Genomic DNA, 20,403 nt, shown 5'->3' with positions numbered 1-20,403 from the left:
CGGACATCGAGGGGGAATTTGACTTTGAAATCAGCAGGATGGAGCCTCGCAAAGGGAGAACGCCGCGCCATTGTGGCAGCGCTCTGCTCCTTGCTTCTGGCCTCCTGCACTTCGGCTGGCGACCCGACAATGTCGGTCGGAATGCCCGGTTACAATGCCACCGCATCGGACATAAACGCGGCCTCCAGCGGCAAGGCGATCGCCTCCGATTCGTCTGATATCACGACCGAGCAGACGACGGTGATGACGGCAAGCGATACGGCGCTGCCTGAAAAAGTCGCCTACGTGCCTATGTCCAAACCGGGAGCTGCCTTTCCGCTGACCACGCCGGCGGGCGCCGAAACCATCGTTGGAAACACGCCGCAATCGCTGACGCAGCAGGCACAGACCGCGCGCCAAACCGACGCGGTCGCCCAGCAGATTGCCGCGGTCGACGGCGACGTGGCGGCGCCGAAGCCCGCTGCCGTTCCGGCCATGAACAACCCGGTCTATGTGACAGCTGGCGAGATGCCGCAGGCCGAAGCACCAAAGAAGAAAGGCTTCCTCGCCTCGATGTTTGGCGCAACGCCAGCCTCGGCGACACCAGCCCCCATCATCAGCAACGCCCGGACGGGCGAGCAGCCCCCGGCGCAGGCAAAAGCGGCGCCAGCAGCGGCAAAGCCGATCATCACGCTTGCCTCGGCCAGTTCCACGGCCAAGCCGGTGCAGCTGGCTTCGCTCGGCGGCGATACCGGCCACGTCACTGGCAGCGATGCCCTGCCCGGCGTGCGCCAAACGGCCCTGTTCGAGATCAAGCGCAAGTCCGGCCTCGATGACGAAAGCGACGTCGACCTCAACGAGGATGAGGGGCCAATCGGCGGCTCCTATCAGGTTGCGTCAGCCGCCGGCATGGCCCGGTTGGCGCCCAACGGGCTGCTCAAGCAGAACGAGAGCGTCGACGTGGCCTGCCTGAAGCCGTCGCTGGTGCGTGTGCTGAAGACGATCGAAGGCCACTACGGCCGCAAGATGACGGTGACGTCAGGCTATCGCGACCCGGCCCGCAACCGGCGCGCCAACGGCGCCAAAAATTCGCTGCACATGTATTGCGCCGCCGCCGACATCCAGGTGCCCGGCGTTTCGAAATGGGAACTGGCGAGCTACATCAGAAGCATGCCCGGCCGCGGCGGCGTCGGCACCTACTGCCACACAGAATCGGTTCACGTCGACGTCGGCCCCGAGCGCGACTGGAACTGGCGCTGCCGCCGGCGCAGCGGCGGTGACGGCTAGCGCGGATCTGAGATCGGCTGGCGGCCAAGATCGTTCCGTTGGGCATCCCGAATATCGGATTGGCCGAAGCCTTCCCAACTTCATCATTCCGGAGCAGAGCGATGCGGCGTCCCCGCTAATCGTCAAGCTCGCCAACTTCGGGAAATCGTTGATTTGGCAGGCCCGGAAAAAAGTTGTCCAAGGTGGCACCTGACGGGTTGCCGGTTGCGCACAACGCCAGTATAAGCCGCTTCGTCTGAGCGCGCCCATCGTCTAGCGGTTAGGACACCGCCCTTTCACGGCGGTAACAGGGGTTCGATTCCCCTTGGGCGTACCAGAAAATTTCAACCAAATCAGCGGGTTGGGTTTTTTCCCTCGGTGTCCCCAGACACCTCCGGGTTAAAACCGGGGTAATAACGCGGGCCGCTTTCGGCGAGAATCGAGCCGCCTGCGTTGGCTGCCGGGCGACTGCCCCCGTCAGCTGCGGCTCACACGGTGCGTACGGAGGACGCCAGGAGCGACCCACGAAGCTCGCCCCCTGAATGGCGGGTTTACGACAATGAGCTATCAGATCCATAGCGGTCATTTCGTTCTTTACTCACCTGCGCTGGCTGTGAGGGACGGCTAGGCCGCAAAGTTGCCGAGAACCGCGCCTGGCCTGAAACTGCAGATGCTGGGCTAATTGCGACGGGGACGCATGACCCCAAGTCACACCCGCGCGGGGATCATCTTGCACAATCGATATTCTGATGTGAACGTGACTAGCAGGCTTGACGACGAGTCGTTAGTAGTCGATGCCGTTGTACGGGGGTGGCCGGCATGTCGACTGAAATACCAACGTATATTTCTTCAGGATCTCGTGATTGTCCTTGGGACAAGGCGGCCTTGGACATTGTGTTTTTGCATGGTTTGATTGGGGATCGCTTCACAAGCTGGAGCGACAGTGAAGATAGCTTCTGGCTCAGCTGGCTCGCCCAAGAGTTTCCGAACTGTAATGTCTACACTGCAGGTTACGATACCGAGCTGTTTCACGCGCTCTTGACCGGCCCAGGTGCATCAATCCAAGATCTTGCCATTTCACTTGCAGACAGTCTGGTCAGCAGAAAGGCCCCTGCTCCAGCACTGATGTTCGTGACCCACAGCCTCGGTGGACTGATCGTTAAACAGTTGATCCGAAAATGTAGCGACTCCGCGAACAGTACCTTCAACGATCTTGCACAATCCGTACGGGGCATTGCGTTTCTCGGAACACCCCATCAAGGCGCTCGCCTTGCCCAGTCACTCGATACAATCGTCAGAAATTTCAAGAGCAAAGTGGTCAAGCAGCTCGCCTATAGCGACGACGCACTTATCGATCTCCACGAATTTTTTCGAACTTGGGCGACTAAGCACTCAGTAATCATCAAGCCCTATTATGAAACCGAGCACACTTGGGGCTTACATGTGGTCGACAGGGTCACGGCCAACCCCAACGTCTATGGAGCGGATCCAATTGCTGTCCAAGCGGACCATATCCGGATTTGTAAGCCCACCAACCGCGACGCCCCGTTGTATGTGTCAATCTCGAAGCTGATCGCAACGCTAGCGCCGATTCGTGCTTCGAATGGTTCGCCGCCCTCCGGTGGGGGCCTCGTGGCGCCCGGTTTGGATGCGCTCGAACCTTCGACAGAAAGCACTGCGCTCGTACCGATGTCGACGTTTGGGACTTATGTTGTTGATAGAGCCGGCCTGGCCGAGTCGTTGTCCGCGAGCGCAGAGCGTGTCCTAGACCCGCGCTGCGCCATCGGTTTAGACGGAGTGGAATTAACTAGAGTAAAACGAGACGAATCAAACGGTCTCGCCGATGAAGTCCCGGTCCCCCATGGGCTCGCGACCGATATTCTTACCGATTATCAATATTATACGACGACTGCGGAGACTGATCGACGCGACCTGGCGCAGAAGCTCCTTGATGTCGGCCGAACGTATCAGGTCAACGATGCCAATCGAAAAAAAGAGCGCTTCAACATGATGCTGCGCCGAAACATAGCGCAGCCCTCTGCGGTGACCCGGTATACGAAACTAATGGCCGACGTCGAAACAAGGTTCAACCGCCACATCGCTAGACTAATACATCAAGGCGCGGACAGTGCGATGATCGATGAGGCGGTCCAGCGCGACATCGTGGGCCCATGCTCAGTCGTCCACTCGACGCTGGGGCACGAGATCTCGGCGTCGCTAGTCGACAGCGCACTCTACTATCTCGCCGGCAATTGCCACATCAGGTGGGATAATGATGCAGCTTAGGATCTGGCACGCCTCCCGGGATCCGTATCACTGCGCCTTTCGGATGCTACGAATCCTTGCGGTAAAGGCTCTGCCAATGTCGCTCGACCGGCTGCGTGTGCTGGATATGTTCCTGCTCTACCCCCCGTTGCTATACCGTATTTCCCTGCCATCGCCGGTCAAAGCGCAATTTCGCGAACTCCGGCTAGAAGCGCCGGAAAATGTCTTCGTGAGGCTGCCAGGCACCGCTTCCATTTGGCAGGATCTGCAGCTCTATCAATCAACAGCGCTGACACATCTCGGCGGACGCGGAATCCTGCGCAGCGGCGAAATCCAGCAACGGCGCGCTGATCTAAACGCAGAGCTGGTCCCGGAGGACCTGTGGAAGCGCGTCCAGTGGGCGAACGACCAGGAGCGCGCGCTGATGATCTTCTTGGTCGAAGGGCTCGCCCCGGTGCCAACTTCCGGCACCGACAATATCTTCAAACGGTCGGCACTGCCGGCACGGGGACCGGTACTGTGATGTCATTCCTCCGAATCGAGCGGATGCTAGTCTTCCGCGGGACAAAGGTGATGTACGACGAGCTCTTTCATCACGGCGTGAATATAATCCATGGGTCGAATGGTTCGGGAAAGAGTTCTCTTGCGGATTTCATCTTCTTCGGTCTTGGCGGCGACCTAAAGGAATGGAAACCTGTAGCAGGGCGTGCGGAAGCGGTAGTACTCCAGATCGCCACCCCAGCTGGAATTCTAACTACGAGGCGTCACGTTTCCGAATCCGCTGGTCGCCCGATGGATATATATTTCGGCGCAATGGAGGACGCACTCTCGGCGCCCGAGGACCGCTGGCAGCAGCTAGCATATCGCAGACCTGACCATGGCTACAGCTTCAGCCAAGTTCTGTTTCGCGCAATCGGTCTACCAGATGCCGTCAGTGATGGCAGCAGCAACATCACGATGCACCAGTTGCTTCGCCTTCTTTATGTCGACCAGATGACCCCCGTGCAGCGTATATTTCGTGTCGAGAACTTCGACACCTGGCAGACTAAGCAGGCGGTCGGCGAGCTTCTTGCTGGTATTGGCGGATACGAACTCTATGACCGCCAGATTGAACTACGTGAAACTACGAAGGATTACGACGCAGCTGTCACCCGCTTTCGAAGCCTTGTTAGCGTGGCAGCGGGATACGGCGAAAATATCCTTTCAGAGCATATCACGCAGGCGATTGCCAATCTTTCATCGGAGCGCACCAGGCTGCTGGCCGACATCGGGCGGCTCGTCGAGGACGCCGAGGCGCAGCCAGGCGAGGATGTAAAGTCTATACGCCGGGAAGCGGTTCGGGAGTTCAATCTCGCACGTCGCGAAGTGAACCGCTGGGAAACCAAGCTTGAGACGCTCGGGTTCGAAATTGAGGATGCCGACAGCTTTTTGCTACATGTCCAACAATCGTTGCGTGAATTCGACGATGCTGCCGGTACGTTCTTCGCGCTCGGGCATCTCGAGTTCGCGTTCTGCCCGTCTTGCTTCACCCCTGTAGCACCGAGGGAGTCCGAGCGTTGCCATCTTTGCGATGCGCCGCACCAGGATGGTGCCGAGGATTCCCGGGTCCTGGCTGTCAAGCTTGACCTTCAGATGCAGCTGAGAGAATCGATCGCTCTACAGGGGGCGCGGAAGCAAGAGAAGGCCACTGCAATTTCCTCGCTTAGGGTTGCGCGTGTCCAGCTTCGTCGTGCTGCCGCGACGATCGAACTGGCGCGCTCGGGTGGAGCCACTCATCGCGAGGCCGCAGTGTCCGAACTCAGTCGAAAGGTCGGCTTTATCGATAGCGAGTTGGAAAGTCTGCAGCGACGATTGGAAATAGCGAAACAAATTCAGGACGCTTCCGACGCAAAGGAGGACCTCAACACCAAGATCACGCGGTTGAAGGACCAAATCGCGGCAATATCCCGGCAGCAGGGCGCACGGAAGCAGATCGCCTACTCAGCTATCTCCACGCAGACGAAATCGCTTCTTGACGAAGATTTGGAAGAACACAGTGACTTCGGCGAAGTTAGTCATGTGACATTCGAATTCTCGGGTGATTGGATCGCGATTAACAACGAAAAAAATCGAGCCGGGAGTGCGAGCGGCATGGTAATTCTCAAGAATAGCTTCGCGGCCGGCATGCTATTTGCGTCGCTAAATGACAATAAATTCACTCTCCCCAGATGGATGCTATTCGACAATATTGAAGACAAAGGTATGGTCGAGGAACGGTCTTGGAATTTTCAGCGAATTCTGGTCAAGCGCTCGGCGGCTGCCAAGACTGACCACCAGATTATTTTCACGACGTCGCGGATTGCGCCCGAATTTGAAGGGAGCGCGCTTGTCGTCGGACGAAAATATACTCGAGCGGCACCTTCACTCGCGATTTAGTTTTGTATTCCCGCACATGGGATCGTCGAGAAAGTTGCCTGTCACGATGCCAGCTCTTCCACTTCCTGCGATCCCCCGGCTCCTGCACATGCTGGAAACTGCCGACTCCGGTTAATTCCGGATCACGAGCTAAATGACCACTTGTGGCGACCCGCCGATGAGGTCCTTTTCAGGCCGCTATTCCACCTGGCACTGGCTCTCGAATGCCGCGGACCTTGCCGTCCCGGTCGATGCGAGTTTCCGTTCTGGCCAGGATCATACGTTGGGCTGCCGCAATCCCCTTACGCAACACGTCAAGAGCGTCCTCGGCTTCCTTGCGATGCTGGACGTGCTCGGGGTGCAGAGCCGATCTAGCTCGATCTCTGATTACGTTGAGACCTTCGTCCTTAAGCCCGGAGAGAAAGCCGGGGGCGTGCAGAACAGCCCCAACCACCCGCCCGTCGTCTAGATGATTCAACACGAAACCAGCGGGGTTTTCCTGGGCTCGCACGTGCGCGCGAAGCTCCTGAGCGAGCGCAACTTCGGCTATCCCAGACGGGGGCTTTGGGAGGTCCACCATTCCCGTCTCGAACAGCGAAACAGCCCTGCTAACCGCGCTCTCGGCCGAGCGGAGCGGCGTGAATTCAGTAAGGTCTCTGACAGCACGGCGGCCAATTTCGGCGCGCTTCCGATAGATACCCTCGGGACTGAGGTCACTATCTTGCTCCACCCCGCGACAGTTCGCGTCAACGGCGGTGATCAGCGCGCGCACGGCGGCCACGGCCTCCTTTAGCTTCTCCCAGTGTATTGCAGTGTTTGGCCATCGGGTCGACGCCGGTGCAATACGAGCTTCGATCTCGATTTCAGTGATCTGTTTCGGCATTTGGAAATCCTCTCATTTGAAGCAAGATCAGCCGCCATGCTGATCTCGCTAACCTTGAAGAAACTCGGTCCCGGGTCACTGCATCAGCCCCCCGGCTTCATCTTCGGTCAGGTAGCGGCGCACCCATGCGCGCGGTTGCCGGTCGTCTCCTGCTTCGCGCCAGGAGATGAGCCCGCTGCCACCGTAACCGCCGATTGATCCGACGAGTACAATCGCCTTGGCCGCTGAACTCGCCATCGTCAGTGCTCCCGCGACTGCATTTGCTAGATCGTCGTGGCCGCCCGGGGGGTGATCCACGATGTCTCGGCCGTTTCGGCTGGTCCGCCGCTCCAGCCCGACCAGTTGGCTCTCCAACCGAGTGACATCGAGGAGGTCCACGCGGCGCGAATTGATCGCCGGGACTAGTGCAAGGTAGAGATCGGAGCGGTTCCGCTCGGACAGGCGGTAGTCGACACCGTAGCGACGAAACAATTCGCGCGGAAACTCGCCTCCGTAGCGGTCACCCGTGACGGAACGAATCCCATAGGAGCGGATAAGGGCCGCGAAGGTTGAGACGACAGCGTCTGGCGAGAAAGGTGGTATCGCCTCCCGGACGGCATCCAGTACGGCGTCGTCGCCCTCGGCATGCGCAATGGCCAGCGTCATGCTGTCGGCGCTACCGCCCGACGGATCGACGAAAGCGACGTACCGTCCGCGCTGCACCGGCAGCCGTTCCCGAACGCCGGGGGAGACGCAGGCCGCGACGGATTCGCGAGTGACGAGCATCTCCATGTCGGTGCGGAACTCGGCCATGTATTCGGCACGAGCGGAAGCGGCATCCCGCGTCATGGCCTCATCAATGACAGAATGCGGCACCGAGGGATTCATTTCTCGGGTCGTGGCACGCCAGACCAGCGGACCGGCCTCCCGTCCCCAGTGCAGACGGAATGCGTCCCACAGCGCACCGCGCCGGGCATATGGGCTGGAAGCGCACAACAGCATGGCACCAGGAATCGTCGCCATGCCGGGGCGGATGGCATCGAGGATGGCATAGTCGGGCTCGGCGCTGTCGTCGGTTCGCCAGAAGGCAAGCTCGTCACACAGGACAGCGGCAAACGTGTAGCCGCGCGTGGAACGGTGAGAAGCGGTGCCAACCTCGATCGTCACGGAGTTGTTCAGGTCGAAGGCCTCGGCCGTCTCGTTCTTCACCATCATAAACAGGATTGGGATGTTCGTCAGAAGGCCCCGCACGTAGCGCATGATGGTCCGAGCCTGCTTCCGGTCGGCAGCTATGACAAGGATGGTGGCGCGTTCCCCCGGCTGAAGGTGGTGACGATACTGGCGGAAGCAAGCAAGGTAGACGGCGATCAGCGCCATCACGAAACTCTTGCCGCCGCGCCGACCAACCACAAGCCAAGCCTCAGCGGACGGCTCAGTCGGCGCGTTCAAGCGCCCAGTGTGGTTCCGAAACAGAACCAACTGGTCGTCGTCCAATGGCAGGCCGAACAGCACTGCCAGATAGGTGAACCAGACACGCCAAGTCGCTGGGCGGCGAAACCACGGGCCGAAGAGATTGGGATCGGCGCACGCCTGCAGGATGTTCATGCGACCGCCTCCTGGGCGACGGCGTGAATGTACTCGTCGATCGTCGGGGTGATGTCGCGCGACCGCCGCTGAAGGTCGGTCATGTCGAGAAGACGGCGCAGTGTGTTGGCTAGACGCGAGTACAAGCTGAGCGCGTCGAGGTCGGGTCCTGTGTCCCCGGCCAGTGCGAAGACACGCTCCAGCCGCTCCATCTCAACGGTTATGGCAGCGGCGCGCCTGATGATACTCTTCTCGGCCTCGCTGCAAGCCTCGACACCGCCAAGGTCGGAGACATGCAGTGCCATCACGTCGCGCATTCGGCGGACCCAGAACGTACGACCATCGACGCCCGGAAGCAGGTCCTTGCCGTTTGTGATGCGGGTGCGATGGGTGTCCGGATACACCGGCCTAACGCCTGATGCCGGAGCCTTCGTCACTTCGGGATTCGCCTTCCGGACTGGAACCCTATGAGGCCGGCCTTGTGACTGCTGACGAGTTGCCGCAGCGCGGCGCGAAGGTCTCCGACCTCGGCCGCAAACGCGCCAACGGTCATGCAGTCGCGATAGAGGCGGACAGCGCGAGGGCGCAAAACGCGGATAAGGTCGTCGGCGCCGACACCCGATGTCTTCATCGTTGGCCCTTCGGCCGTGCGAGAGCGAATGGCCGACGACCTAAGACCTTTGCCCGGTGCCGCTCCGGGGCGAACGGAGGGGTAAATAGGCGCCATATTAACCTCCATATTTACTGACGGAGGCTAGTATAGCTTAAATATCGGATCTAAGTATTTGATTATCTTAGCTTTTGCTGGCTAACGCGGGCGCTCGTTTCCGCCGCGTAGGGGCGGAGCTATCACTCGCGCGAACGTAACAAGTTGAGAGATCGAACGTAGGTACCCGACGCGAGAAACATACCCCCGCTAAAGCTCTGGATGCCCCTCTTACGGCAGGAGGATGGCATCAATGATACACCAGTTGCAATCGATCATATTGACGATGGCCATCCATCGTGCTATTAGATGGCATCGATCTTACGAAGAGGTCGACATTAACCGGGAGGTCATGAGCTATGAGTCTTGAAATAGAGTTCGGACAATCAACCACGAGGGTTGTGGCAAGTCTCGACACGGTGGTCGCCACTGGTCTCAAGCGAGAGGCAGAAGAGCAAGGAATCGATATGAGCGAACTCATACAGCAGATTCTGGAGAAGCACGTCATGGTCAACAAACTTATCGCGGCAACGGACGCGATGCGCATGCAGTTGATGAAGAGCCTTGTTGAACGGGCCGTTGAGACCGCAAAGCGACTATGCAGGAACGGCGAGTTCGGACCCGACCTCACCGGGCGCACACTTGAGCTATGCATGTCCGACGAAAAGTGGGCATCGGACTATGAGAAGTACGTGAAAGATAGCCCCTACAAGCATGGCAACCCGCTCAAAGGCCGAATCAACATCGAATTGGGTTGGGCCATTAAAAACGGGGTGGGCGCTACCGTCGCGAAGACAGTGGATGGAAAGACAAAGAAAGTGTACGTAACCGGTGCCATCATCCAAAGTTATACCGCTTTGGTGAGCTTTGACTCGAAAATGGTGAGGGACATAGAATGACTGCAAGCTGCGAGGAAGATTTCCAACCGGTTGTTGAAATCACCAACTCTGGTCATGTGACAAAAGGTGTAGATGCATTTTCGCTCTCCCTGTTGCGCGCAGAGCGGCAAATGAGGAGACTATTCACCTACCTTGTATTCCAGTCGACAGCATTCGAACCTAAGGATGTCAAACCTCTCCGTGATGCACTCGGGGCGCAAGGGCGCATCTACTTCCGTCATTTCGAGGCCGGCATCGGCGAATTATCTGGCACGGGCATCGCCGCGCTGATCGGAACGCAGCACCAGGGGCTGCGGAACCAATTGAGCGACGCCATGGACGCCCGGAACAAGATCTTCCATGGACAACTGACCTCCGACCGCAACGACACGACGATGCTTCTCCAGCACGTCAGCCATATTCGCGACTGGTGCCGGCAACTCGCTAACGCTGCCCAGAACACGTTTGGCTACGACGGATTTCAGCGACCCTCATCGTTCAAAAAGGCTCCGCATGGTATCCAACTTTCCGACAGAGTGACCCGGCTTATCGCCAACGTGCCCGCCTACGAAGCCTATCTGGTTCGGCTCGCTCGACGGCGGCTGTAGCTACGATCACAGGGCGCGCCGACACCCCGGCGATGCTCCGCGCGGCCATCCACCAAAAACGGAAACCTGCCACCAAACAACGAGACGGAGTGTGGTGACTGCGGTGCCCGGCAACAGCAACTGAGCGGCTGAGATGATGCTTAATGGAGAATGCCCGATCTGTCGGGCCAGCGCCGATACGGGCGGCAGCTACGACATGGGGCAGGTCGATTGCGAGCGGTGTGGTCAGTACGAGGTCACCGGATCGGCAATCGAGATGATGCGCACGCGGGTCATCAATCGGATGTTTCGGGCGCGGCTCAGCCATGCAGTAAGGCGCAGAAGCGGCGACCCTTGGCCCATTATCGACTCGTCTAACTTGGACTTATGGGGCGGTGAGAAACTTCCGCCTGCCCGAGCCCAGGTCGATCACTTTCTACTTTGGATAGCGGGCCAGCTGGACGACGACCGAATGGGCTTTGTAGAAGTCGGCTGGCCTGAAAACTTGGCTGGCTTGATCGGTGCCGTGGATGGCGACGCGGTGACTCACATCCTAGACGAAGCTCTGAAGGACGACCTCGTGCGCTTTCGTTCCAACGATTTCTACGGACTGACCAGCTTGGGATGGGACGAAGTCGAGCAAGCGCTACCTGATGCGGCAAGCATGGAGCAACAGATGGCAGACACGAACAATAAGCGCATATTCATTGGCCATGGCAGATCGGCCGTCTGGCGAGACCTCAAGGACTACCTCGTCGAACGGCTCGGCCTCGAACACGACGAGTTCAACCGCGAGGCCGTTGCTGGATTGTCGAATAAGGAGCGGCTCAAGACGATGCTCGAAGATGCCGACTTCGCCTTTCTTGTGATGACCGGGGAGGACGAGACGCGTGACGGAAAGATTACCGCACGCATGAACGTCGTCCACGAGGCTGGTCTCTTTCAAGGGAAGCTTGGCTTCGAGCGCGCAATCGTTCTCGTCGAAGAAGGCTGTGAAACGTTCTCGAACATTGAAGGGCTGGGCCAGATTCGCTTTCCGAAAGGTAACATCAACGCCAAAGTCGACGAGATCAGGAAGGTGCTCGAACGAGAGGGCATCATCGTAGGCCCCATCCGCAAGCAACCCTTGCGCTGAAGGCGCCGCGCCGGCGCAGCGCCCCGCAGGCGCGTGCGGCGCGCGCCCCGAGGTAAGTACCGACCGCCACCGCCGGCGAGCCCTGCGGTCCGCCAGCGGCCCCAGCAGCGGATGCCGGGGGGCCACAGCGCAGCGGGCGCTCCCGGGGGGCGAGAAAAGCCACTATTACGCGTACACCCGCCCGTATAGCCGCGCGCGGCGGTAACCGCTTTGACGGCTTTAGGTCCTTTACGCGCACACGTAACGGAGGGCCACCGAGGGTAGCCGGCAAAGCCGACCATGGCATGGAAATACTTTGCTCGGCTTTTCAGCGCGACCATTAGATCGGCTCCCCCGGGATGGGTGGAAGGTCCTCGTGCCGAAACGGGTCGATGCTCTCGAATAGATCGCTCCTTATCCACCGAACCTCAGTGGTCACCCCCTTCAGCTTCTTGGTCGTCTTCCCGTGGTCGACGCCTTCGCGGCCAATCTCGGTCAGAAGCCTGCCGAGGACCTGGCGCTTTGTACTCCTGAACGGGCCGGAGTCCTTTCTGTCGAGAAACCGGTGAAAGTCCTCAAAGCGAAAGTAGATGCGCCTATCGTCGTCTACCTGGGCGGGCCTACCCAGCATGAGGTCCTCGACGCTATCGCCGCGATGCCTGTGCATGCAGAACTCGCGCAGCGCGCCGCCGAACATGCCCTGGACGGTTTCGTCGGGTGGAATCTCCCGCTCCTCCGCAACCACGAGGGCAGCTGCGATCTGATCATTCCACGCGTCGGCCTTCATCTGGCGAAAGGACGTCCGCAGCTTGTCGGCGCATCGCATGTTGAAGGTCCAGTAGTGCATTGCCTCCTTGACCGGAAGCGTGACGGTGCCGTGCCCGGTCAGCGTGATCTCCCACAGGGTTTCCTCGCCGCCTCGCCAGATGACGATGCTTTCAACGATCGGATATCGATTGTCATCGTCGTCGGGAGGTGGCTCCTTCTTCCCGTCTTCGATGCCCCTTTTGATGTGACCGCTGGCCTCGCCGTACGGCAGAGGATCGGCGCTGCCAGCGGTCGCCGACTGCAGAAGCGCGCTCCACACAGCGTCTTCGTCGATCCAACCCGCGCTGATCATTTTCCCCATGTCCTTGGCGCGTCCGTAGAGCAGCTTCGCTCGGCCACCCTCTCGCTTGCTGGCAAGCTCGGCCGAGTACCTTCCGAGATCGCGAGCTGCCCTCCCAACTTTCCCCTCACCGGTACTAGCGCGATCGGTGCGGCGGGTGGGCTTTGATAGACGACCGAAATCTTCGGCAGACATCCAGGATCGCTCAGCCGCGTACAGGAACTCCGCGAGCGACATGGCGAGGCCGCCCTTCTTCACGGCATAGCGGTCCGTCTGGTCGCCCCCGAAGTATGGCATGTTGAGCCAATTCCCCTCGCCGCTGGCCGGGGGGTAGACCTCCGTGTCAGCTGGCAAATCCAGCCACACTGCCATCGCCCTCAAGGTCTCATTCACCGTTGCCTGAGATGACCATTCGCTCAGAAACAGAAACAGGTGCGCGCCGCCCGACTTCGAGCGGCAAGCGACGAGAGGAAGTCGCTCAGCCTCGATCCGCGCGACGAGGGCGGCGTGGCTCACTCCGTATGTGTCGACATCGACGACGCCCCACCGACACTTGCCGTCCTCGCGTGGCGGCCTCACGCCAAGCGGGGCCTTCCCATCCAGGTGACGCTGCCAGTGGTCGATCGTGGGTGGCCCCGGCACGTCGCGCGGTCCCTGCCCTTTCTCGTCCTTCATCTCCATCTTGTCGCCGACGAGGTGGAGGCGCGCCGGATCGTAGGTGCCGTGGCGGCCCTGTGCGCCGGCGAACAAGTCGAGCAGACGCTCGGCCGTGTCGCCGTTGGCCTTGCCCGATGGCAGTGCCGAATCGGCGTTCACCTTTACTCATCCCCCGGTTGCTGCTCGGCCTCGTTTGCTGCCGTCTGACAGAGAGCCAGGAGCAGTTGATAGGCCCACCTGCTCGATTCCACATGGGCAAACACGGTCAGCAGACGCTCCATGCAACGGCCGTGGAATTTCCGGTACCGTAGAATCTCCTTCGCCGGTAGGGTCATCGTGCCTGCATCGGCGAGGCTAATTCTCCAAATGGCGTTCCGACCAATTCGCTGGGTGCTCAGACGCTCGATTTCCGGGGGGAAGACGTTCATCTGCATGTCAGCGCCCAGCGGAAAGAGCATACATCGAGCGCGCCTTCAGCTTGGCACGCTGAACGGCGTTTGACTCTTCGTCCTCGGCGTCGGCGATCCAGTCGCGGATGGCTTCGGCGCTGATGCGCACGACTGAGCCTACCAGGCGAATCTCACGTGGGGCGCACCCCTCGGCGCGCATTTTGTAATAGGTCGGAGTCGAGATACCGAAGCGTCGGCAGAACTCGGGGATGGAGTAACCATCGCGATCCGCCTCATCCTTTGTGGATGTCGAATTCATAGCTAAGCTTCTCCTATACCTACTATAAGCTTAGGCTAGCCCGCAACTACTGAAAGTTATAGCCCCGCGCGCTCAGAGCGCGGGGCTTTTATTTGCCGATCTGCACCGCATTTCAATATCGGGCCTTTCAGCTTTGCGGGAGTGCATGAAAAAGAAAATCGTTTGTCTGGGCTGCCGCGTCACTCCCCGCCAGCTGAGTGCGCGGCTGTTTCTTCCTCGCCTTCTTCGATTAAGCGGGAACGACGAACGTCATCGAGAATTATGGACATGCGGCCTCGTCTGCTTTCCTGCTCGTCTGTCTTTGCCTTCCCCTTCTTACTCTCGTTAAGGCGGGGTTTGCGCTTGGCGCCATCGTTCTCGCAGGCTGAGCGCACGAGCTTCTTCATGGTGGGAAGATATTTTTGCGCAAATGCCGCGAAGTCCGTGATCTCGGATGGGCGGACGAAGCCCCCCTCCTCCATACACAGGTCGAGCGCGACCAGATCGTAGGCCTTTTCCCTGAACTCCTTCGGCAACAAGATGGCTCGCCCGGCTGCCTTCACTGCTATAACAATATCGCGGTCGCCGTAGTGGTGCCTCAGCAGTTCGCGGTACATGCGCATGTGCCGTTTGGTGTCGTCCCGGTCGAGCGAGTAGGGAACCTTCCCGTTGTCGTGAAGAACGTTAGCCTCGATCAGCCGGGCTATAACGCGGCGAAAGTCACGGGACACCCATTTGGTCGCGAGTTGGTCCATGATTGGCCACCATGAGTCCCTCTCTTTTCTAGCTCGGCGGTGCGCGCTGCCGGTCACGGCGCGGCGTTCGGCGACGGTCAGGGCGAGGCGGTTTTCTGAGGAGGGGCGCTTTGCCGGGAAGGTACCGATTGCCCCCGATGCGTTGCTTGCGTCGGCTGCTGGCGCTTCGCCGAGCTCGACCTCATTTTGGCCCATTCTACTCTGAGCCTCCAAGAAGTCGGCATCGCCGCGCCAGTCGGCCCACTCCCACAGCACTTCGATAGGCGCGTGGAAATCGGGGCGGCTTATGTTCATGCTGCCCCCCTGTTAATCGGTTTGATGGATACGACGTTACTGGGGGTCACGAAGCCGAAACGCGGCCCGCTGGTGCGGATCGCCTCGTCGCGATAATCCTCGGTCAAATGGCCGTAGTGTTTCTCTACCATACGGGTATCCGTGTGGCCTAGGTTCTCGGCCACGATCATCAGCGGCATACCGTTCATGACGGCGAGCGACGCCCAGGTATGACGCAGTTGATGGAAACCAACCGCCGGCACGATCATCGCAGCCGCACAGGCATCTCGCATCGGCCGCGCCTGATGCGACTTCGCCCAGGCTGAGCCGTCGGCGTGGCTGAACATCAGCGCGTCGGCGGAGCGTCCGCTCGTTAGCGCCCGGAAGAACGTTGCTGCCTCGTCGGTCAGGCGCACATCGCGCGGCTTGCCGCTCTTGGATTCGCGAACCACGATCCGCCCGCGCTGGAAGTCACCGACCAGTAGACGGCAGAGTTCACCATAACGGCACCCGGTCAGGAGCGCGCCGTGCGCAACGTCGCGAAAGCCGCTGGCGGCGTTCGCCGCGTTTATCAGGCGCTGGGCCTCGGCGACGGACAAGTAGCCGGGTCGGGCCACGTCTACTTTGTCGAAGGGCTTCAGCCGCCGCCACGCCAAGTCGTCGTTCACCCGCCCGTGCTCGAACGCGCGGTTCAGCGCGGCCTTGAGCACGGTGACGGTCCGATTGACCGTTGCTCGACGAGCGCGGGCCTCGCCTGGCGTGGCCGGGGCCGGCCGATAGCGCTGGTCCTTGCCCTTGCGGGAGCGCAGGCGGGCCGGCGCGGCCGCGAGCGCGTCCCGCCACTGGACCAGGCAGTCGGTAGTCAGATCCCCAACCTTCAGGCCGCCAAGCTGCGGCATGATGAAATTGTCGGCGCGCCGCTCGGCATCGCGGCCGGTTCGCCGTTCGGCCTTCAGGAACGCTACGTAGTCCTCAACCACGTCGCGCACTGTCGGATGCCGGGGGAACGTGCCGGCCTTTGCCCGCGACGCCGCGATCGCCCAGTCGTGCGCCATCCGCTGTGCGTCGGCGTAGGACAGCACCGTAACGCCGTCAGCCTCCCGATAGTCGTCGGCAAGGCCCATCGTCTCCTTCTGGTAGGGGTTCTTGCCCTTCTCAACCGCCCCTAGGTAGCGTCTGACCAGCCACTTGCCCGGTGCGTCGGCGCGCCTCTTGCGGTATCCCAGATGAAGCTCGCCCGGCACCAGCGTTCGCCAGTACGGATCGTCCCCCTTCGGCAGCCTCGACCGCGCCGCCCTCGTCTCAAGTTTAGCGTCCCTGACAGTTCTCGCCACTTACCTGATCTCCAGCATCCCCGGCCAATCGGGTTAAAAATCAGGTTAATATGCCAGGGGGCTCCCGCGCTAGCCCCCGCTACTCGCCGGCGCCGAAAAAATATTAACATCAGTGATTTAATTCGGTTTGCCGGAGCTAGCCGGGGCTAACAAAGGTGTCGAAACGCGGCCCTTTCACGGCGGTAACAGGGGTTCGATTCCCCTTGGGCGTACCAGATCTTTCAACGACTTAGCCGAATCTGTACCCCATTCGTCACATAAGCGTCGAATAAGCGCAGCGAATTTCAGCGGACGTTCGCGCACAAACCGAATCAACGTGACTGAGAAAAGCCCGCCACCGTGAGGTAGCGGGCCAAACGCGACAGTTCAGGCTGCGCCGCCTTCCGAAGCGTTGACCGCCTCTTCCAATACTTCTTCCGGTAGGAACGACCAGAGCAGCGCGTCAATGTCCTCATGCTTGGTCCGCGAATATGTCGGGTGCGAGCAGATCGAAGTTGGCTTGGTGGACTGGATAACCAGCAAGTAGCAACAAGGAAACCTTTTTCGGGGTTAGGAATTAAGGCCATATGGCCCGCTTCTTCTTTGATCTAACGGACGATGGCGAAGTGTTTCCCGACCCTGAAGGCACCGAGCTTAAAAGCCGGAAAGCCGCTGAAGATGAGGCAGCAACAGCGTTACTCGAAATAGCCAAAGACCAGATGCCGGAAACTTTCAGGAAAGTTGCCATCCGTGTCCGCGACCACACCAGCAAGCCGCTATTCACCGTGAAGGTCACGTTCGAGTGGGTGCGTGAACTGCCCGATGGATGAGGACATCGCCTTAGAGCTATTCATTATGGCGGCGCACCGACGCCAGCGACATGCGGTCGCTGAGGCAGACAACATGCTTTCGGCCATCGCGGAGACGCGCCGCACAATCGCAGAGTCGCGCAAGCTGCTAGAAGGACTAACCGACACGTCAGGCCTTAAGTGGGTAGCACCGGCCCAGTAGTGTTCCACCGGATGAACTCGACTTCCCTTCCGGTCACATCCCGCACGGCTTTCAAAAGCACCTCATGTAAGACGCGTGTCTGTCTGTAGTGGTCGCAGAGCGGCGATATGAACGGCTTGACGATGCTCAGGTGCAGCGCTTCCGCTGCCACCAGAAAGCGCTCGATTCAACCTGTGATAACTGCTTGGAAGGTTTCGATCGGGCCATTTGTGCGAACTCCGTTTGAGGGGATCGCCGCAACGGAAGGATTATATTCCTCATCGCCATCGGGCTGGCAAGCGACCGTAGTCGGCCCGATCAAGCAGCCGAGCATCGAGCGCGAGCATCAGCGGCTAAAGCGACCTAGCACCCGGATCGACCTTTCTTGATTTGTGAAGCCTTGGCTTCGGCAGCAAGGCGTTGTTCTCGAAGTCGGGCAGTTTTTGTATCTCGCGCCTCTCTCTCGGCCGCGTTAGCAATCTTTGCCTCACGGTCTGCGCGCTCCAACCGGTCTTTGTCGACGCTCCGCTGGGACAGTTTGGCCTCCTGCAGAAGAACCTTCAATTTACAGTTTGCTAAAATGTTCCCATCAATTTTGTCGCCCTGAGGGAGCAGTGACGGCCTTCCGATGTTCTGCTCCGCCAGGGAAACCGAGCGCGATCCAAACCTCCTTTTCGGAGCGTGTTCCAGTGGGTCCGCCCCCACTGGCGGGCAGAGGCGGACCCGGCCGGGGCTTGGAGCCTCGGCCCGGCAGCGGGGGACGCTGCCGCCATTTCCAACCCGCCTCGACATATCAGGTTCCGCTAATACATAAAAAAGCCCCCACCGTTCGGCAGCGGGCCAAACCTTGGATGGAAATCAGATCACCAGCAGGGTTCGAACATTGGCCAATTCACCGGTCCTGTCCCGTGCCACTGAATGACGAAGCATCCTTATGGGCCGGAACTTTGATGCAATAGCGAAGTTCGAGAGGAGATATTTTCGCAGCAGGCACGCAATGAACGGGATCGTAAACGACATCCTGGCCGAGGTGGCAGAGATACTTCCGTCGCTATCACCGGACGAAAAAGATTTGCTGCCGAAACTGCCAGTCGACGCGCCCAATTTTCCCAACGACCTGGAACCGGTGATTCGAGCGGAGAGGCCACCCCCGGAGCAGAAAGCAGAAACCGCAGACCGTCACTGCGACGGGAAGCCGCCTCAAGGCGAAGCCTGATGTCGGACGACGGGCGGAACCGAGTTCGGGAAGGCGCGTTGCTCACCAGCGCCACGTCACGAAAGGCCGGAGCAATGGCGGACAATCTATCTCGCAGGCAAGAACAGCGTGGCACGCGAAGACTCATGGCGTGGGGCGTGGCGGTTATCGCCGTCCTTTTTCTAGGCCTGATAGCATTCTTTGTACTCACGCCTTTATCGAACGGCTCTTGGCAGACGGCACCGTTCAAGCGTGCTCCTGAGCAAAACCAGGGCGGTAATGCGCCAGCGGACACGTCACCCAGCCCAGGCGTGAAAAAAGACCCTCAGGAAAATACTGAAATGCCCGAGCAGCAGTAGTGGGGTTGGGAACAAATCCGCACCGGTCTGGAAAACTTTTTTCGGGCTGCCGGGCGATTTTAACAAAGAACCCGCCCGCCGACCTTTCCCGCGCGGACCTTCTGGTAATGCTCCTACGAGCGGCCCTGATGCTCCGAAACGTAACCCAGCGCTTGACCCGAGGGTCCAAGAGCCCCTGTCGGGCGTGGCGGAAGAAATGGGGCTCAGGAGGGCGGACCATCCGAACGATAGTGGGCGATTGGCTGTCGCTAATGCGTATCTGCCGGTTCCGCATGCATTGGACGAGGACAGCACTGTGGAAGGAAACGCATGATCAACGCACCATGAGCGCGAGTGACCCTGAGATTGACTGTCAGGAGGCGATGGGCCGGCTTTCAGGTCATCGTGGGCTGAATGCTGGAGGGCCGATATCCCGCACGAGCGCCGCCCGTGACATCAAGCGGCGGCTCGGCGAGGAAAGCGACGTAGAAGGCATAGGCATGATCATGGTGCTTACATTCGTCGCGACCAGGCACCCACCTCATATCGGCCGACCACCACGCTTGCGCTTGCATAAACCTCTGCGCGAATTCGATCTTGAAGCGTCTCGGGACCGAGTTCTGAAGCTGTGATAACGCCCATCTGCTCCATGACCGGAGCCATGATCGCTGCGAGATCGGAGATCAGATCAATGCCGCTCAGACTGTCTGATCCACCTCCGGCTAGAGCACTTACCGCCATGCTAGGGGCCGGCAGCCCGGCTTTGAGGAAGGTCGAATGGAGTTGCAGGCCCATGTTTGGGTTGGTCCCTACCCGACGAAATGTCTCAACGATACATCGAAAGCAGTTGTCGTAGGTCGGGACGGAGGGAAATGAGGCAGCGCCGGTCCAATCGACTTCGTGGAATACTATCACGCCGCCGGGAGCAAGATGCCGCGCAACGCCCCTCAACATTTCGACGGGATCGGGCGAGAACATTAATACGTATCGGCCCACGATAGCGTCGAACGATACATCGAAAGTGAAGGTGGCAGGATCACATTGGTGGAAGATTACATTCTCCAAACCACGTTGCGCGGCTCTCGCCCGAGCAGCGTCAAGAGCCTCCGCCGACCTGTCAGAGCCGATGACAAGACCTGTGGGTCCGACAACATCAGCCGCGAGAAAGGCGACATCCCCGGCGCCGCTCCCCACGTCAAGGACATGCATTCCCGCTCGGAGACCAGCTCGCCGCAGGTAATTCCGTGTCATCGGGTCAACCAATGTCGCCTGCGTCGCAAGCCTTTTCAGTTCTCTTTCCGAATGCCCCAGTTCGTATTCGTGCTGACGTTCGCTTGTCATACTGGTGTCCCCCCGGATGAAAAAGCACAACAAGTTAGAGCTCGAATGCAGGCCCTTGGCGCACTCTAAAGCCGAGCGGCTCATCTGCACTTTAGAGATGTCTAACATAAA

20 protein-coding genes, 1 tRNA gene and 1 pseudogene are annotated in these 20,403 nt (G+C 59.7%); 11 read left to right on the top strand and 11 right to left on the bottom strand.

Annotated features, from left to right (window positions below):
• Nucleotides 1-18: 18 nt before the first annotated feature.
• From NKH97_RS11305 to NKH97_RS11285, 5 genes are all read left to right on the top strand, one after another.
• On the top strand, nucleotides 19-1,266 hold the full coding sequence (locus tag NKH97_RS11305) for a YcbK family protein (RefSeq protein WP_023810470.1): 1,248 nt from the start codon (nucleotides 19-21) through the stop codon (nucleotides 1,264-1,266).
• A 241-nt stretch (nucleotides 1,267-1,507) separates the two neighbouring features.
• Nucleotides 1,508-1,582, top strand: a tRNA-Glu gene (locus NKH97_RS11300).
• 482 nt (nucleotides 1,583-2,064) lie between these two features.
• Nucleotides 2,065-3,531 carry an ABC-three component system protein gene (locus NKH97_RS11295; RefSeq protein WP_352796786.1) on the top strand — a complete coding sequence of 489 codons (1,467 nt, stop codon included), beginning with the start codon at nucleotides 2,065-2,067 and terminating at the stop codon, nucleotides 3,529-3,531.
• On the top strand, nucleotides 3,518-4,033 hold the full coding sequence (locus NKH97_RS11290) for an ABC-three component system middle component 5 (protein WP_352796783.1): 516 nt from the start codon (nucleotides 3,518-3,520) through the stop codon (nucleotides 4,031-4,033). Before NKH97_RS11295 ends, NKH97_RS11290 begins: the two co-directional genes overlap by 14 nt.
• Nucleotides 4,034-4,083: 50 nt before the next feature.
• A complete protein-coding gene (locus NKH97_RS11285; RefSeq protein WP_352796780.1) occupies nucleotides 4,084-5,925 on the top strand; it encodes an ATP-binding protein in 1,842 nt (613 codons plus the stop codon).
• Between the two features lie 169 nt (nucleotides 5,926-6,094).
• Here the strand turns inward: NKH97_RS11285 and NKH97_RS11280 are convergent, their stop codons facing one another.
• From NKH97_RS11280 to NKH97_RS11265, 4 genes are all read right to left on the bottom strand, one after another.
• Complete coding sequence (locus tag NKH97_RS11280) at nucleotides 6,095-6,787, bottom strand: hypothetical protein (RefSeq protein WP_352796777.1); 693 nt, start codon at nucleotides 6,785-6,787, stop codon at nucleotides 6,095-6,097.
• A gap of 75 nt (nucleotides 6,788-6,862) precedes the next feature.
• Nucleotides 6,863-8,371 carry a terminase large subunit domain-containing protein gene (locus NKH97_RS11275; RefSeq protein ID WP_352796774.1) on the bottom strand — a complete coding sequence of 503 codons (1,509 nt, stop codon included), beginning with the start codon at nucleotides 8,369-8,371 and terminating at the stop codon, nucleotides 6,863-6,865.
• The gene (locus NKH97_RS11270; protein WP_352796771.1) at nucleotides 8,368-8,787 is read right to left on the bottom strand and encodes a hypothetical protein; all 420 of its coding nucleotides are present in this window, start codon (nucleotides 8,785-8,787) and stop codon (nucleotides 8,368-8,370) included. Before NKH97_RS11270 ends, NKH97_RS11275 begins: the two co-directional genes overlap by 4 nt.
• Nucleotides 8,784-8,981, bottom strand: a complete 198-nt coding sequence (locus NKH97_RS11265; protein WP_352796768.1) for a hypothetical protein — start codon at nucleotides 8,979-8,981, stop codon at nucleotides 8,784-8,786. Before NKH97_RS11265 ends, NKH97_RS11270 begins: the two co-directional genes overlap by 4 nt.
• A 434-nt stretch (nucleotides 8,982-9,415) precedes the next feature.
• On the opposite strand from NKH97_RS11265, the gene NKH97_RS11260 reads away from it, so the two are divergent.
• The 3 genes from NKH97_RS11260 to NKH97_RS11250 all read left to right on the top strand — a co-directional run bounded on the left by NKH97_RS11260 (nucleotide 9,416) and on the right by NKH97_RS11250 (nucleotide 11,656).
• A complete protein-coding gene (locus NKH97_RS11260) occupies nucleotides 9,416-9,955 on the top strand; it encodes a hypothetical protein (RefSeq protein ID WP_352796766.1) in 540 nt (179 codons plus the stop codon).
• The gene (locus NKH97_RS11255; RefSeq protein WP_352796763.1) at nucleotides 9,952-10,542 is read left to right on the top strand and encodes a hypothetical protein; all 591 of its coding nucleotides are present in this window, start codon (nucleotides 9,952-9,954) and stop codon (nucleotides 10,540-10,542) included. Before NKH97_RS11260 ends, NKH97_RS11255 begins: the two co-directional genes overlap by 4 nt.
• Before the next feature lie 133 nt (nucleotides 10,543-10,675).
• Nucleotides 10,676-11,656 (top strand): TIR domain-containing protein, encoded by a 981-nt coding sequence (locus tag NKH97_RS11250; protein ID WP_352796761.1) that lies wholly within the window; start codon nucleotides 10,676-10,678, stop codon nucleotides 11,654-11,656.
• A gap of 319 nt (nucleotides 11,657-11,975) precedes the next feature.
• Here NKH97_RS11250 and NKH97_RS11245 read toward each other — a convergent pair whose 3' ends face one another.
• The 5 genes from NKH97_RS11245 to NKH97_RS11225 all read right to left on the bottom strand — a co-directional run bounded on the left by NKH97_RS11245 (nucleotide 11,976) and on the right by NKH97_RS11225 (nucleotide 16,359).
• Entirely contained in the window at nucleotides 11,976-13,559 is a 1,584-nt protein-coding gene (locus NKH97_RS11245; protein WP_352796759.1) for a hypothetical protein, read from the bottom strand.
• Between the two features lie 2 nt (nucleotides 13,560-13,561).
• Nucleotides 13,562-13,834 carry a hypothetical protein gene (locus NKH97_RS11240; protein WP_352796756.1) on the bottom strand — a complete coding sequence of 91 codons (273 nt, stop codon included), beginning with the start codon at nucleotides 13,832-13,834 and terminating at the stop codon, nucleotides 13,562-13,564.
• Between the two features lies 1 nt (nucleotide 13,835).
• Nucleotides 13,836-14,108, bottom strand: coding sequence for a helix-turn-helix transcriptional regulator (locus NKH97_RS11235; RefSeq protein WP_352796753.1), 273 nt, complete (start codon nucleotides 14,106-14,108; stop codon nucleotides 13,836-13,838).
• 179 nt (nucleotides 14,109-14,287) lie between these two features.
• On the bottom strand, nucleotides 14,288-15,136 hold the full coding sequence (locus NKH97_RS11230; RefSeq protein WP_352796752.1) for a hypothetical protein: 849 nt from the start codon (nucleotides 15,134-15,136) through the stop codon (nucleotides 14,288-14,290).
• A complete protein-coding gene (locus tag NKH97_RS11225) occupies nucleotides 15,133-16,359 on the bottom strand; it encodes a tyrosine-type recombinase/integrase (protein ID WP_352796750.1) in 1,227 nt (408 codons plus the stop codon). Before NKH97_RS11225 ends, NKH97_RS11230 begins: the two co-directional genes overlap by 4 nt.
• A gap of 656 nt (nucleotides 16,360-17,015) precedes the next feature.
• Between NKH97_RS11225 and NKH97_RS11220 the strand changes: the two genes are divergently transcribed.
• Nucleotides 17,016-17,258 carry a DUF6894 family protein gene (locus NKH97_RS11220; protein WP_023810468.1) on the top strand — a complete coding sequence of 81 codons (243 nt, stop codon included), beginning with the start codon at nucleotides 17,016-17,018 and terminating at the stop codon, nucleotides 17,256-17,258.
• 155 nt (nucleotides 17,259-17,413) lie between these two features.
• Here NKH97_RS11220 and NKH97_RS11215 read toward each other — a convergent pair.
• Nucleotides 17,414-17,646: pseudogene (locus NKH97_RS11215) on the bottom strand (hypothetical protein).
• Between the two features lie 769 nt (nucleotides 17,647-18,415).
• Here NKH97_RS11215 and NKH97_RS11210 point away from each other — a divergent pair.
• Nucleotides 18,416-18,634, top strand: a complete 219-nt coding sequence (locus NKH97_RS11210; RefSeq protein ID WP_352440221.1) for a hypothetical protein — start codon at nucleotides 18,416-18,418, stop codon at nucleotides 18,632-18,634.
• 38 nt (nucleotides 18,635-18,672) lie between these two features.
• Complete coding sequence (locus tag NKH97_RS11205) at nucleotides 18,673-18,972, top strand: hypothetical protein (RefSeq protein WP_245273186.1); 300 nt, start codon at nucleotides 18,673-18,675, stop codon at nucleotides 18,970-18,972.
• 492 nt (nucleotides 18,973-19,464) lie between these two features.
• Here the strand turns inward: NKH97_RS11205 and NKH97_RS11200 are convergent, their stop codons facing one another.
• Nucleotides 19,465-20,292 (bottom strand): class I SAM-dependent methyltransferase, encoded by an 828-nt coding sequence (locus NKH97_RS11200; protein ID WP_164892885.1) that lies wholly within the window; start codon nucleotides 20,290-20,292, stop codon nucleotides 19,465-19,467.
• Nucleotides 20,293-20,403 lie beyond the last annotated feature (111 nt).

It is taken from the genome of Mesorhizobium sp. M0870, from assembly GCF_040319775.1.
Classification (GTDB): domain Bacteria; phylum Pseudomonadota; class Alphaproteobacteria; order Rhizobiales; family Rhizobiaceae; genus Mesorhizobium.
This window is presented reverse-complemented; position numbering and strand designations above follow the sequence as displayed.

Bases quoted from the DNA above. Each gene is read 5' to 3' on its own strand.
- NKH97_RS11295 (WP_352796786.1), top strand. From the start codon at position 2,065: ATGTCGACTGAAATACCAACGTATATTTCTTCAGGATCTCGTGATTGT.
- NKH97_RS11290 (WP_352796783.1), top strand. From the start codon at position 3,518: ATGATGCAGCTTAGGATCTGGCACGCCTCCCGGGATCCGTATCACTGC.
- NKH97_RS11285 (WP_352796780.1), top strand. From the start codon at position 4,084: ATGTACGACGAGCTCTTTCATCACGGCGTGAATATAATCCATGGGTCG.
- NKH97_RS11280 (WP_352796777.1), bottom strand. From the start codon at position 6,787: ATGCCGAAACAGATCACTGAAATCGAGATCGAAGCTCGTATTGCACCG.
- NKH97_RS11275 (WP_352796774.1), bottom strand. From the start codon at position 8,371: ATGAACATCCTGCAGGCGTGCGCCGATCCCAATCTCTTCGGCCCGTGG.
- NKH97_RS11265 (WP_352796768.1), bottom strand. From the start codon at position 8,981: ATGAAGACATCGGGTGTCGGCGCCGACGACCTTATCCGCGTTTTGCGC.
- NKH97_RS11260 (WP_352796766.1), top strand. From the start codon at position 9,416: ATGAGTCTTGAAATAGAGTTCGGACAATCAACCACGAGGGTTGTGGCA.
- NKH97_RS11255 (WP_352796763.1), top strand. From the start codon at position 9,952: ATGACTGCAAGCTGCGAGGAAGATTTCCAACCGGTTGTTGAAATCACC.
- NKH97_RS11250 (WP_352796761.1), top strand. From the start codon at position 10,676: ATGATGCTTAATGGAGAATGCCCGATCTGTCGGGCCAGCGCCGATACG.
- NKH97_RS11240 (WP_352796756.1), bottom strand. From the start codon at position 13,834: ATGCAGATGAACGTCTTCCCCCCGGAAATCGAGCGTCTGAGCACCCAG.
- NKH97_RS11235 (WP_352796753.1), bottom strand. From the start codon at position 14,108: ATGAATTCGACATCCACAAAGGATGAGGCGGATCGCGATGGTTACTCC.
- NKH97_RS11230 (WP_352796752.1), bottom strand. From the start codon at position 15,136: ATGAACATAAGCCGCCCCGATTTCCACGCGCCTATCGAAGTGCTGTGG.
- NKH97_RS11220 (WP_023810468.1), top strand. From the start codon at position 17,016: ATGGCCCGCTTCTTCTTTGATCTAACGGACGATGGCGAAGTGTTTCCC.
- NKH97_RS11210 (WP_352440221.1), top strand. From the start codon at position 18,416: ATGAACGGGATCGTAAACGACATCCTGGCCGAGGTGGCAGAGATACTT.
- NKH97_RS11200 (WP_164892885.1), bottom strand. From the start codon at position 20,292: ATGACAAGCGAACGTCAGCACGAATACGAACTGGGGCATTCGGAAAGA.